11 protein-coding genes are annotated in these 13,159 nt (G+C 60.8%); 5 read left to right on the forward strand and 6 right to left on the reverse strand.

All coding sequences use genetic code 11. The annotated features are described in order from the left end of the window. Positions 1 to 34: 34 nt before the first annotated feature. The 4 genes from EN869_RS01610 to EN869_RS01625 form a co-directional block, all read right to left on the reverse strand. Positions 35 to 928: an amidohydrolase gene (locus EN869_RS01610; RefSeq protein ID WP_127227951.1), complete on the reverse strand. Its 894-nt coding sequence runs from the start codon at positions 926 to 928 to the stop codon at positions 35 to 37. A 63-nt stretch (positions 929 to 991) separates the two neighbouring features. Then, positions 992 to 1,954, reverse strand: a complete 963-nt coding sequence (locus EN869_RS01615) for a substrate-binding domain-containing protein (protein ID WP_127227950.1) — start codon at positions 1,952 to 1,954, stop codon at positions 992 to 994. 22 nt (positions 1,955 to 1,976) lie between these two features. Beyond that, positions 1,977 to 2,981, reverse strand: coding sequence for an ABC transporter permease (locus tag EN869_RS01620; protein ID WP_127227949.1), 1,005 nt, complete (start codon positions 2,979 to 2,981; stop codon positions 1,977 to 1,979). Continuing rightward, entirely contained in the window at positions 2,978 to 4,504 is a 1,527-nt protein-coding gene (locus EN869_RS01625) for a sugar ABC transporter ATP-binding protein (protein ID WP_127227948.1), read from the reverse strand. The genes EN869_RS01620 and EN869_RS01625 overlap by 4 nt, the downstream gene beginning before the upstream one ends. A gap of 130 nt (positions 4,505 to 4,634) precedes the next feature. Between EN869_RS01625 and EN869_RS01630 the strand changes: the two genes are divergently transcribed. Continuing rightward, entirely contained in the window at positions 4,635 to 5,606 is a 972-nt protein-coding gene (locus EN869_RS01630; protein WP_245512358.1) for a LysR substrate-binding domain-containing protein, read from the forward strand. A gap of 198 nt (positions 5,607 to 5,804) precedes the next feature. Here EN869_RS01630 and EN869_RS01635 read toward each other — a convergent pair whose 3' ends face one another. Continuing rightward, a complete protein-coding gene (locus EN869_RS01635) occupies positions 5,805 to 6,818 on the reverse strand; it encodes a Gfo/Idh/MocA family oxidoreductase (protein WP_127227946.1) in 1,014 nt (337 codons plus the stop codon). A gap of 427 nt (positions 6,819 to 7,245) precedes the next feature. Here EN869_RS01635 and EN869_RS01640 point away from each other — a divergent pair, with 427 nt between their 5' ends. From EN869_RS01640 to EN869_RS01655, 4 genes are all read left to right on the forward strand, one after another. Then, positions 7,246 to 8,505, forward strand: a complete 1,260-nt coding sequence (locus tag EN869_RS01640; protein WP_127227945.1) for an ABC transporter substrate-binding protein — start codon at positions 7,246 to 7,248, stop codon at positions 8,503 to 8,505. 178 nt (positions 8,506 to 8,683) lie between these two features. Continuing rightward, positions 8,684 to 9,529 carry a sugar ABC transporter permease gene (locus tag EN869_RS01645; protein WP_245489522.1) on the forward strand — a complete coding sequence of 282 codons (846 nt, stop codon included), beginning with the start codon at positions 8,684 to 8,686 and terminating at the stop codon, positions 9,527 to 9,529. Continuing rightward, positions 9,519 to 10,403: a carbohydrate ABC transporter permease gene (locus EN869_RS01650; RefSeq protein WP_127227944.1), complete on the forward strand. Its 885-nt coding sequence runs from the start codon at positions 9,519 to 9,521 to the stop codon at positions 10,401 to 10,403. The genes EN869_RS01645 and EN869_RS01650 overlap by 11 nt, the downstream gene beginning before the upstream one ends. A 97-nt stretch (positions 10,404 to 10,500) precedes the next feature. Beyond that, positions 10,501 to 11,211 (forward strand): cytochrome b561 domain-containing protein, encoded by a 711-nt coding sequence (locus EN869_RS01655; RefSeq protein ID WP_127227943.1) that lies wholly within the window; start codon positions 10,501 to 10,503, stop codon positions 11,209 to 11,211. 123 nt (positions 11,212 to 11,334) lie between these two features. On the opposite strand, the gene EN869_RS01660 is transcribed toward EN869_RS01655, so the two are convergent. Continuing rightward, complete coding sequence (locus tag EN869_RS01660; RefSeq protein WP_127227942.1) at positions 11,335 to 13,140, reverse strand: chloride channel protein; 1,806 nt, start codon at positions 13,138 to 13,140, stop codon at positions 11,335 to 11,337. Between the last annotated feature and the right edge of the window lie 19 nt (positions 13,141 to 13,159).

Consider the following 13,159-nt stretch of genomic DNA (forward strand, 5'->3'; position numbering starts at 1 on the left):
CTCTCCTGCTTTTTCCAATCTCTTGGCGGATCATCTAGAGCCGGTAGAACCGGGCGGCGTTGTCGTGGAACAGCGCGAGCCGCTCTTCACGCGGATAGTGTCGCGTGATCTCCTTGAAGGCGTTCACGACGGCGTCGAAGCTCGAGAACAGCTTGTCGACCGGGAAGTTCGTCGCAAACATCGATCGGTGGATGCCGAAGGCGGCGATCGCCTCCTCGACATAGGGACGGATCGACGCCCTCGTCCATGTCCAGTCGCCCATGCCGAGACCCGAGATCTTGCAGGCGACGTTCGGCGCCTGCGCCAGCTGGCGCATGCCCTTCTTCCAGGCGTCGAAATGCTCGGGTCCGTCGACCTGCATGCCGGTGTGGTTGAGAATGATCTGCACGTCGGGAAAGGCGCGCGCCAATTCAAGAAACTCGCCCATCTGCGGATAATAGAGCTGCAGGTCAAAACTCAGCCCGCGCTTCGCCAACTCGCGGAAGCCGCGCCGCCATTCGGGTGTCCGGCTGACCTCCGGCTGCGCCAGATAGGTCTTGGCGGGATCGGCATGGTAATTCATCGACTGCCGGATGCCGCGAAAGTTCGGATATTCCATGTGTCGGTCAAGAAGGTCGCCGACATCGGGCTTGGACAGGTCGGCATAGCCGACGATGCCATGGGGAAAGCCCCGCTTGTTGGCGATGCCTTGCAGCCAGCGCGTCTCCCCGACCGGATCGGCGGGATTGAACCCGACGTCTAGATGCACCGATTTCACCAGGTTCTGGTTCCTGGCGTCTTCCAGATAATCGTCGATCAGATAGCTCTTGCGGATCGCCTCATAGTCTCCGAAGGCCGCTGGCTTAACCCCGTCGGTCAGCCACGGATAATAGTGGGTCTCCAGATCCCAAAGGTGATGATGCGGATCGATGAAAGGCAGTTCGGCCACGGTCGGATTCCCTCGCTTGCTGCTGGACCCGCCGGCCTCGCCGGCGGGCCCGTTCGAAGGCGGTCAGTTGCTCGGGGGGAAAACGCGGGCGATAACCTTCTTCGCCTCGGGACTGTCGACCTTGTCGGCGGTGACCAATGGCATCACCAGGGCCAGATCCTGGGTCACCTTGCCTCCCGTCAGGGCGTTGTAGACTTGCTGGGTGCCGTCGATGCCTTGGCCGACCGCCTCCTGGAAGAAGATGCCCTGGATCGCCCCCTTCTTCAGCAGCGCAATGGTGGTGGGCGAGCCATCGGCGACGGTGATGCCAACTTTGCCGGTGAGGCCTCGGGTCTCGACCACCTTTGCGGCACCGCTCCCGGCCTCATCATACATGCCGTAGATAGCCTTGATGTCGGGATGTGCAGTCAGCAGATCGTTTGCCTGGGTGACAGCCTCATTGATGGTGAGGCCCCGGGTTTCAAGCATCTGGACCAGGTCGCAGCCGTCTGCCGCGAACGCCTCCTTGGCGCCTTTGAGATACTTCTGCGCATTCTCGCGGTCCTGCGGCAGCGACAGCATGCCTACCTTGTTGCCGCCGCGCTCCTTGGCGAGATCGCAGGTGAATTTCCCCTGCGCCTTGCCGGTCTCATAATTGTTTGCGGTGACAGAAGATGTGTAGTTGGTTAGTCCCGGCTGCGGACCGATGCCGGCGAAGGCGATCGGCACCTTCTGCTTTTCCAGATAATCGAGCAGCGGCGGCGTCGATGTCGAACTGACCGGACCGATCACGATTGCCGCGACCCCCTTTGTCACGGCCGTCCGCGCATTGTCCATCTGCTTGGCGGGTGAGTTCTCAGAGGTGTACTCGACATAGTCCATGCCGAGCTCCTTGGCCTTCTCCTTCACGCCGTAGCCGACCCATTGCCAGTAGGAGATGTCCAGCGAGGGCGCGATATAGGCGACGGTCTTCTTGTCCTCGGCATATGATGCGCTGGACAAGGCGGACGCCGCCAGTGCTGCAATCAGGATGCTCTTCAACTTCATCTTGGTTCCTCCCGTTGATGATCTAGAGTCGGTTCTTGTTGCTGAAGCGGTCGATCAGAACCGCAAGCAGGATCGCCGCGCCGGTGACGGAGCCTTGCCAGAAGCTGTTGACGCCGATGAGGTTCACGCCGTTCTGGATGCAGGTGATCATCAGCGCGCCGAGCACCGCGCCGATCGCGCTGCCGGTTCCGCCAAAGAGGCTGGCACCGCCGATGACGACCGCGGCAATCGCCTGCAGCATCAGGCTGGCGCCGGCCGTTGCCTCGGCATTGAGGATGTAGCTCGCCGTCAGCAGCCCGGCGAACGAGGCGAGCAGGCCGGAAATGACATAGGCGGCGAATTTGATGCGAAGCACGGGAATGCCGAGCAGCCGGGCTGCGGTCGCCGACGACCCGACGGCATAGAACCAGCGACCCAGCACGACCTTGCGCAGCACATATTCCAGCAAGACCATCAGGACGATGCAGAACAGAAGATGATTGGGGATGCCGGGGACGATCTCGCCGGAATTCAGCAGCCAGAAATCCGGCGCACTGATCGGCATCGAGCGACCGTTGGTGACGATGAAGGCCAAGCTGCCCGCCACCGCGTAAGTGATGAGGGTGACGACGAAAGGAGCAAGCCTGACGACAGTGACGAGAAACCCGTTGATCGCTCCGAATACCAGCCCCACGGCCAAGCCTGCCAGGCTGGCGGTAAGATCGTCCGCTCCATTGGCCATTGCCAGCGCCGTGACCATTCCAGTCAGCGAGAACACCGAGCCGACCGAAAGATCGATGCCGCCGGTGACCACGACCAAGAAGACGCCGAGCGACATGATGATGAGCGGCGCGGCGGCCTGGATGATGTTTTGGACGTTGCCCATGCTGAGCGCCGCGGGGACGAATATGCCCACCGCCAGCAACAGGACGACAATCGCGCCGGCGATTGCGGCCTCGGTGCGGTAGGACAGAAGAATCCCGGGAGCGCGGGTCCTGGCGGCCCGAGCCTTCTTGGCCGTCGTGGCGCCGTTGGTTGCGTCGGTCATGCTGCCATCCCCGTCAGCTCGGCGAGCCCGTCTTCGGTGAAGCGCTCGTCCGGCAGAAACCCCTTCGGACGCCCCTCGGTGTCGAAGGCGAAGATCACATCGCACAGCTCGAGCAGCTCGACGTTCTCGGTCGACCACCAGACAATGATTGCTCCCGTATCCGCCATCTCGCGGATCAGCGCGTAGATATCGTGCTTGGTGCCGATGTCGACGCCGCGCGTCGGCTCTTCCAGCACCACCATGCGCAGCGGCAATCCGAGCCAGCGCGCAACGATCAGCTTCTGCTGGTTGCCGCCGGACAGCGACGCCGGAAGGTCCCAGATCGAGCCCGCCTTCAACTTGAGCGCCGAAACCAGATCGGAACATTCCTGCCGTTCGGCGGCGCCGACGATCCGCCGGTTGTCGCGAACCCTGCGCGCGGCAAGCACGTTGTCGACGATCGGAAGCTGCGAAAGGATGCCCTTCGCTGCCCGGTCACCCGAGACGAAGCCGATGCCCGCGCGCGCCGCCGCGGCCGGGGAGGAGAATCCATCTGCGAGGCCCTCGCCGGAGAGGCGCCAGCCGGCGCCCTTTCCCGCGCCGACGAGGGGATCGATCAGTCCCGTCGGACCCGCCGGTGCGCCGGCCAGCCCCAAGATGGTGCCGGGCCAGATTTCCAAAATGGCGCCGTCGGGCCCCAGCAACTCCACCGGCGTACCCTCTCGGCTGCGCTCCCGCCGCTTGAGCTGCGCGCCGGAACGGTGGGTCGATTGCCCCATCTGCTGGATGATCTCCGCGTCGCTCAGCGAGGCAAGCGGCGTCCCATTCGCCACAGTGATGCCGTCCCGCAGGATGGTGCAAACATCGCAGAGCTCGCGGATTTCCCGCATCCTGTGCGAGACGAATACGATTCCGATACCCTCGTCGCGCGCCAAACGCTTTAGCACGCAGAAAAGCTTGGCCGTCTCGCCCGCTGTCAGGTTGGCGGTGGGCTCGTCGAGAAGCAGCACTTCGGCGCCTGTTGAAAGCGCGCGGGCAATCTCGACGATCTGCCCTTCATGCAGGGACAATTTGCGCGCCGGCAGGTCCACGATCTCCTCGCCGATCGCCGCATCGATCAGGCGCAGCGCATTGAGCGCGATGTCGCGCATCCGGTGGCGGCTGCTCTGCGACAGGCCGGACTTCGCATGCACGATACCGATGTTTTCCGCGACCGACAGTTCGGGTACCAGCGCCAGCTCCTGATGCACCACCGCTATGATCGGGCCGCCCCGGCTAAGCTTCGCGGAGCTGACGGCGATGTCGCCGGCATCGCGGGAGGTAAGGCCTGTGATGATGCGGATCAGGGTGCTCTTGCCGGCGCCGTTGCCACCCAGCAGCGCATGGATTTCGCCTGCCCGGACCTGAAAGCTCACACCGCGCAAGACGCGGGTTGCGCCGTAGCTTTTCTCGACGTTAGCAGCGTCGATCAGAGGCTTTCTGCGCGATACTTGTCCGGCCGTCGGCATATTGCCAACGACGCCCAGGCCCTGGGCCGTTTCCATCCTGCATCTCCTCCCGAGATCGCAGGGATGATGCGGCCGATTGACATTCGGCTCAATTCTCGTTTCTTAACATTCTGTGTAGCTGAACTTAACTGACGATGACGATATGTCGGACATCAAGTTCAAGTCGATGGCGCATTTCGAAGCCGTTGCGCGCCTCGGCGGCGTGGCGAAAGCCGCGCAGGAATTGCAGGTGACGCCTTCGGCCGTCAGCCAGCAACTGCGCTTGCTCGAGCACCAGCTGGGCGTGCGGCTGTTCCAGCGCGAAAAGCGCCACCTTTCCCTGACGATCGACGGCGAGCGGCTCTATCAGACCACCACGCAAGCCTTCGAATCCATACGCGAGGTTCGAAACGCCATCGTACGCCAGCGCGAGAGCTTTCAGCTCAGCCTCCGGGTCAGTCCCTCCTTTGGCGAGAAATGGCTGGCGCCACGTTTGGCTGAATTCAGCAAGGACTACCCGACCTGGAATTTGCGCGTCGACGCGACGCCCAATTTCTCGGATTTCGAAACCGAGGTCATCGATCTCGATCTTCGCTACGGCGACGGGGGCTGGGCCGGCCTCTATTCGGATTGCGTGGTAAACGACCTGATCCTGCCGATGTGCTCGCCTTCGTATCTCAGCGAACTACGGAGGCTTTCATCCGATCCGCGCGAGCAGTTGCGCCAGGCAAGACTGATCGACAGCGTGAAGGCCTATTTCCGCTGGGATTACTGGCTGCCGCGTAACGGGGTCCAGGGCGCGCGCATGACCTATCCCTATCGTTTCGACCGCTCCTCGATGTCGGTTCAGCTGGCGAAAGATGGAGCGGGCGTGGTTCTGGAAAGCACGTCAATTGCATTCGAGGACCTTGTTTCGGGAGCTTTGGTGCCCGTCTCGACCGCGTTCGACGCCATAGAGTTCCCCGGATACTGGCTTGTCTGTCCTTCGCGGCACATGAACCGGCGCGCGGTCCGCCTTTTTTCGGACTGGGTGTCGCGGGTCGGCAGGCGCGACACAGACCGCGCTCGGGATCTAATGTCCGAGTTGGGGCTGCGCATATCGTTTGAACGACGGCCTCATTTCGGATTGCGGGATGACAAGCCAGCCGCCATGGCTTGATCAAGGATCGCTGGCATCTTTGCTGGATGACCGGACGCTAAAAAGAGCCCGGTGTATTGCAAAGGTTGACACCGGATTGAGGTAGGCATCTCCATCGAGGATGCGAAGCTGCCGTTCGACTGCCGCCCATTTGACGGGATGCACCGACGAATTTGGGCCCCGGTCTGGGGCATCGCCGATTGGCCGCGCAACCCCGTCTCATCCTTGGTCGATGAGAACGGTTTGACCTGTAGCGGCCGATTGCGCCACGGCGTTCGCCAACTTGACACTCCAAACGCCATCCTCGCCCGTCGAGGAGGGCCTGCCTTTCCCTTGAATAGCGGCCATGAAATCGGAAACACCACGGTCATAAGTGACCTTGAGTTCAAGAGGTATGTCTCGCTCACCGTCGGATGTTCTTAAAACGACGCGGCCACCAGGGGCCTGTGACATGACGTCGATGCCAAGAATGCTGCCGGCGGAGCCATGGATTTCGACGCCGCGCGGGCCATAACCGACGACAAAGCTGTCATGGCATTGCACCAAAATGTTGCCTGGAAATTCCCATACCGACATGACGCTGTCCTCGATGCCGTTCGCCCCTTCGCCAGACGCAGTCGCCAGTGCGGTGATCTTGGTGGGATTGCTCTCCAGATAAAATCTAAGGAGATCTGCATCGTGCACGGTGATGTCGTAAATAACCCCGGCGCCCGCAGCCTTCTCGAAAAGTCTCCAAGTCTTTAGGCTCTGGGGTAACGATCCTGCGTGGAAAATGCGGATCGAGTTGATCTTTCCTATCGCTCCCTCGCGCAGAAGTCGCTTTATCGCTCGGTGGCTCTCCATGTTGCGCAGATGGTGGTTGGTAGCGAGTACCACGCCTTTGCGTTCGGCCGCCTCAACGATCGATTTCGCGTCTTTCGGCTCCAGAGCGAGCGGTTTTTCACAAAGCACGTGCTTGCCGCCTTCTATGGCCGCCAGCGACTGCGACAGGTGCTGGTCGTTCTTGGTGCTTATGTAGACCGCGTCGATTTCTCGATCGCTCAACATCGGCTCAAGCGAGTCATAGGCGTCAGGAATACCCATCTGGTCTGAGAAGGCTTGGGCGCGGCTCAAATCGCTGCTGACGGTAGCCTTAATCCTGCCCAGCGGATGCTTGCGTATGGAGTCGACCATCCACTCGCGTGCGATGGTGCTGGCGCCAATTAGGGCCCAGGAAACCACTTTCTCGTTCATTGCGATGCACTCCCATTCACTCCCGCAGGGCTGCAGGATCCTGATGCGGGCGATAATTTGTCTGACTAACGTACTATTTGTCAACGTGCTGGCAAGTGGAAATGGCGGACTGCCCCAGCCTGATTTCGAATTTTTCCTCGCAAAAATGCAGACTTAGCGCCGTTATGCACGCGCATTGCATGCCCGCCGGAGGCGTGCGCAGGCCGGTCTTCCGATTTGTGATTGACATATATGTAATAAAATCTAACGATAAGTCGGACATGAGAAGCCGGCGACCTGAGATGGCGACTCTGAACGACAGGCAACGCGGCAGTGTCAGCGTCGGGTAACGGCTCACGTATTGTCAAGAAGAGGCAAAAGAAACGCCCAGAAGACCGCAAATAACAACCTTGTATAGCAACCGTAGTTTCATCAAGGGGAATGAGAAATGCTTAATCGGAATCTGGTTCTTGCGACGGCCTTGTTGCTGTCCGGTTCGACAACGATGGCGCTGGCGGGCGGGCCGAATGTGGAGGTTATGCACTACTGGACCAGTGGCAGCGAGGCGGCCGGACTGAATGTGCTCAAGAAGCTCCTCGAGGAGCGTGGCGTCACCTGGAGCGACTCGCCGGTGGCCGGCGGTACCGGGATGAACATGGTGCAGGTGCTGCGCGCCCGCATCGCATCCGATACCGCGCCAGCCGCAGCGCAGATGCACGCTCAGCAGGTCCAGGCCTGGGCATCCGAGGGCGTGCTAACCGATCTGACGGACCTCGCCAAGAAGGACGACTGGGCGAAGGTGATTGCCCCGGAACTTGTTCCTCTCATTTCCCATGACGGATCGTATGTCGCCGTTCCGGTGAACGTGCACCGTTCGAACTGGCTCTGGTACAACAAGAAAGTCTTCGATTCCGCCGGCCTGCAGCCGCCTACGACCTGGGACGAATTCAACGAAGTTTCCGAAAAGCTTCTCGCCAAGGGCGTGACGCCGCTGGCCTTGGGTGGTCAGCCCTGGCAGGAGTTGGATCTTTTCGAGAATGCTGTTCTTGGCATTGGCGGCGCCGACTTCTACCGCAAGGCTGTCATCGACGAGGACGAAGCAGCGCTTCGCAGCGACACGATGGTCAAGGTCTTCGACCAGTTGCGCAAGATGAACAAATATATCGATTCCAATTATCCCGGCCGCGACTGGAACCTTGCTACCCAGATGGTGATCAAGGGCGAGGCTGGAATGCAGATCATGGGAGACTGGGCGAAAGGTGAGCTGTCGCTCGCCAACCTGCAGCCCAACGTTGACTACGGCTGTGTGCCCGCCCCGGGCACGAAGGGAAGTTACGTCTGGCTGACCGACAATTTCGGCTTCTTCAAGACAAAGGACAAGGACAAACAGGCCGGCCAGCTCGCCATGGCGTCGGCGATCCTGGACAAAGGGTTCCAGGAAGCCTTCAACATCAAGAAGGGCTCGATCCCTTCGCGGATCGACGTTTCGATGGACAAGTTCGACTTCTGCGGCAAGGCCGCCTTTGCGGATCGCGCGGAAGCCCAAAAGAGCCAGAAATCGCTGCCGTCACTGGCACACAATGCCGCAGCCGGCGCAGCGAAAACGGGCGTCTTCACCGACGTCGTCTCAACGTTCTTCGAGACGCCCAGCGTGACCTCGCAGCAGGCTATCGAGCAACTCGTAACCGGCCTTAAATCCGCGCAGTAGCGGAACAGATCGAGGTCAGGCGACGATCGCAGCCGTCTAACGAAGCTGCGATCGTCGGCTTTTGCGAGACGAAAGGATTCCTGTGTCAACGACTTTCCCGGTCCTGCAAACCGCGAAGCGCGGGCAATGGCGTGAAGGCTCCGGCGTCAAGCTCTGGCTTGCCCGCAACGCGTCCCAACTGGCGTTGGCTCCATCGGTCGCTATCACCCTTCTGGCGGTCTACGGCTTCATGGTGTGGACGGGGGTGGTGTCGTTCACAGCATCCAAGATGCTCCCATCCTATGAATTTGTCGGCCTCGATCAGTACTGGCGCCTCTGGAGCAATCCAATATGGCGCATCGCGGTCGACAATATCTTCATTTTCGCGATCCTGTTCATTGCGATTGCATCGGTCATCGGGATGGCCCTGGCAATCCTGGTCGATCAGAAGATCCGCGCCGAGGGCTTCTTTCGAACGATATACCTCTACCCGATGGCGCTGTCGTTCATCGTGACGGGAACAGCCTGGAAGTGGATCCTCAATCCGGGCCTCGGCATCGAGCGAATGGTGCGGCTATGGGGCTGGGATAGCTTCCGGTTCGACTGGTTGGTGGACCCTCGGTTTGCGATCTACACGCTCGTCATGGCAGGGGTCTGGCAGTCGTCCGGTTTCGTTATGGCCCTGTTCCTGGCGGCGCTCCGAGGAATTGACGAGGATATCACCAAGGCCGCGAGGCTTGATGGGGCCGGCAGCTTTCAAATCTACCGGCGCATCATCATACCGCAGCTCGGGCCAGCCTTCTTGACCGTGTTCGTCATCCTGACGCAGCAGGCAGTGAAAAGCTTCGACTTGGTGGTGGCTCTAACCGCCGGGGGCCCTGGAAACAGCACGCACCTTCCCGCGACGTTCATGTACATGCAGACATTTGGTCGAGACCAGATGGCAGTGGGCGCAGCCAGTGCCATGATGATCTTTATGACAGTCACCGCGGTCGTGACACCATACCTTTATTCCGACGTGAGGAAACAACGCGATGACGCATGACAGCATCGTTCTCGAAAGGGGAGGGCGCTATCATCTCCGGCGCGTATTCATCTATTGCTGCTTGATTTTCATCGCGGGTGTCTATCTGCTGCCGCTCGTGGTCGTGGTATTTACGTCTCTCAAGAATATCGACGAGATACGCAACGGCTCCTTGCTTTCGCTGCCGAAGGCGCCAACCCTGGAAGCGTGGCAGCAAGCCTGGTCCGACGCTTGCATTGGCCTTCAATGTTCAGGTTTGAAGGGCTTCTTTCTCAATTCAATGATCCTGATCGTCCCCGCTGTAGGTTTGTCAACCGCAATCGGAGCCATAAACGGTTTTGCGCTCACGCATTGGAAGTTTCGTGGCTCCAACGTTATATTCGCCTTGCTCCTTTTCGGCGTATTCATTCCATTTCAGATAATCCTCATTCCAATGGCGCGTTCGCTCGGCGCGGTTGGCCTGGCGAATACTATGCCGGGGCTCATATTGGTTCACGTGGTATATGGGATCCCTTTCACAACGCTTTTCTTCAGGAACTATTTCGTCTCTCTGCCTGCCGAATTGGTCAAGGCCGCAAAGGTAGATGGCGCGGGTTTTTATCAAACCTTCTTTAGGGTCATCCTGCCCATTTCAATGCCCTGTATCGTCGTCGCGGTGATCTGGCAGTTTACCAATATCTGGAATGACTTCCTCTTCGGTACAACATTTACATCCGGCGATAACGTTCCGGTGACCGTGGCTCTGAACAATATTGTCAACACCACCACAGGCGTGAAGCGCTACAACGTGGACATGGCGGCAGTCGTGCTGACCGCGCTGCCAACGATCGCCATCTACGTTCTAGCTGGGAAGTACTTCCTTCGCGGCCTGATGGCCGGTTCCGTGAAGGGGTAGGGAGAGCCGGCAAGTTATTGGAATCCTGGCTCCTGGCGCGTCAGCAATGGCGCCCAGGTGGCACAATGGATCTGCGCGCCAGACGGATGAGCAACAGATGGACGCTCCTACGACCTTGCAATTGCCACTACGCTTCGCTCTCGAGGCGCACTGGGAATATCACGCCTGGCTGATGTTCGCGATCTGGATCGTTCTGGTGCCCGGCATTGTTCTTCTCACCCGGTACGGCAAACCGCCGCCCTCTCGCGAAGGTATACCGAAGGGAAGTCCTAAACTTGGCCGCAAGCTCTATTGGTTCACCGTTCATCGCCTGGGACTTTCCTTTCTCGCCTTCTGCAGCCTTTGTGGAGGGTCAATCGCCTGGCTGGCGAACGGAGGCTTGAGTGCCACGATCCACGCGGTATTTGGCATCACGACCGTCATTCTCGGCATCCTCCAGCTTGTGAGCGCGCGCCTTCGCGGGACCCATGGCGGCCCCGATGCATCCACCCAGAGCGCCATGACCGCGACCGTCGGTCGGGGCGATCATTATGATATGAGCCCACAACGCCGATGGTTCGAGGCCTACCATAAGATTGTCGGGTACTTCACGGTCGCCCTGGCGTTGGGCGCAGTGGTGACAGGCCTGTCGCAATACTGGATCTCTAGCCTAGCTGTCGGCCTCGGCCTCATCGTTATCGTGTGGGTGGTGACTATGATCGTCCTGGAGGCAAAGGGATTCCACCACGATACATATCTGTCGAACTTCGGCACCGGAGCTCGTCACCCGTTCAACAAGCTTCGCATCGATCAGTTGAATGGTGACTAGGTACGCTGCTGCCCACTCTCGGCCGTTGGCCGTCTCTAGAGCGTTTCGCCGGCGGGAGCGGCGAACCGCTCTGTGTATACGCAATTCCGGACGGAAAACCGCCCCACTTTTCCTGGGATTGCTCTAAACCGCGCTTTCGCCGACGCTTTGCTGCGCCTTGCGCTTCGCGCCAAAGCTGAGCAAGGCGGTGCGTTCGCGCTCCTCCGCCTGCTTTTTCGACCTTACCCGCATCATGTCTTTCCAACCGATATAGCCGACGAGCCGTTCATCCTTGCGTGAAACGACCGGCAGATGCGAGACATTGGCGGTGAGCAGCTTGTCGGAAAGCGCCTCCAGATATTCGTCCGGATAAGCGAGCGTGATCTTGCTGCCGGCGAGCAGCTCGCCGAGGGTCGCGTTGCGGTGCTTGCCGTTACGACGCCAGCGCAGGATCGCCGGCGGATCGATGACGCCGAGCACATGCCCCGCTTCATCGATCACCGGAAAGCTCGGATGCCGCGTGTCCGGCGCGGTCAGGAAGGTTGCCGCGCCATGCAGCGTCATCGTCGCCGGCACGCTCTCGACCTTGGATGTCATAACCTCGCGCACCCTGGTCAGCGCGAAGGGGTCTACGCGATATTCGCGAATGATGTGATGCCCGCGCCGCGCCACTTTCTCGGTCAGGATCGAGCGCTTCATCAACAGTACGGTGACCGCGTGCGCGGTGGCGCAGGCAGCGATCAGTGGCACCAGGACATGCGTGTTGCCGGTGAGCTCCGTGGCGAAAAAGGTCGCGGTGAGCGGCGCGCGCATGGTGCCGCCCATGGTCGCGGCCATCGCCAGCAGCGGCCAGATGCCGGGGCTCGCCTCGGGCAGGATGCCCGAAAGCACCGCTCCCATCGCGCCGCCCATGATGAGCAGCGGTGCCAGCACGCCGCCCGATGTTCCGGATCCCAGCGCGACCGACCAGATGACGGCCTTCACCACCAGAAGCAGCAGCGCGGCGGTGGCGACCGTGCGGCCGTCGAGCATGTTGGCGATGTTGTCGTAGCCGACGCCAAGCGCATGCGGCTCGATCAGTCCGCCGATGCCGACCACCAGGCCGCCGATCATCGGCCACCACATCCAATGGATCGGCAGCTTCAGGAAGGCGTCCTCGCAGGCATAGACCAATTGCGTCAGCAGTCCCGAAAGCAGCCCGGCGGCAATGCCGACCAGCACCCAGCCGCCGAGCCCCGCGATCGATGCCTCCATGGTCCCCGAGAACGGAAAGATCGTGCTCGGCAGGTGCAGCAGGGTGCGCTCGACTTCCGCGACGATCGCGGCGACGGCGACCGGGATGAAGCTGCGCGGCGTCCACTCGAACAGGAGCAGCTCGACGGCGAGCATGATGGCAGCGATCGGCGTGCCGAACACCGTCGTCATGCCGGCCGCCGCACCCGCCACAAGCAGCGTCTTGCGCTCATTGTCGCTGACCGGCAGCATCTGTGCGATCAGCGAGCCGATGGCGCCGCCGGTCATGATGATCGGGCCTTCGGCCCCGAACGGTCCGCCCGAGCCGATCGAGATCGCCGACGACAGCGGCTTCAGCACCGCGACCTTGGCGTCGAGCCGCGAGCGCCCGAGCAGGATCGCCTCGATGGCCTCGGGAATGCCGTGGCCGCGGATCTTCTCGCTGCCGAAACGCGCCATCAGTCCGATGATCAGCGCGCCGATCACCGGCACGAGCACCGCGGCAAGCCCGAGCGGCGTATCCTCGAGCCTCAGTTCGGCCAGCGTGAACTGACCGAAATAGGCAATGTTGGTGGCAAGCCTGATGAGCTTCAGCAGCACGATGCCGGCAAAGAGCCCGGCGGTCGCCACCACCACGGCGATGGCGGCGATCAGCAGCACGCGCGGATCGGTCGTGAAGTCGCGAAGATGGCCGTTGCCGGCGTGAGCGGATTTCATTGTGGGAGCCTGAACTTTC

The sequence above is a fragment of the Mesorhizobium sp. M2D.F.Ca.ET.226.01.1.1 genome (assembly GCF_004022705.2).
Lineage (GTDB): Bacteria > Pseudomonadota > Alphaproteobacteria > Rhizobiales > Rhizobiaceae > Mesorhizobium.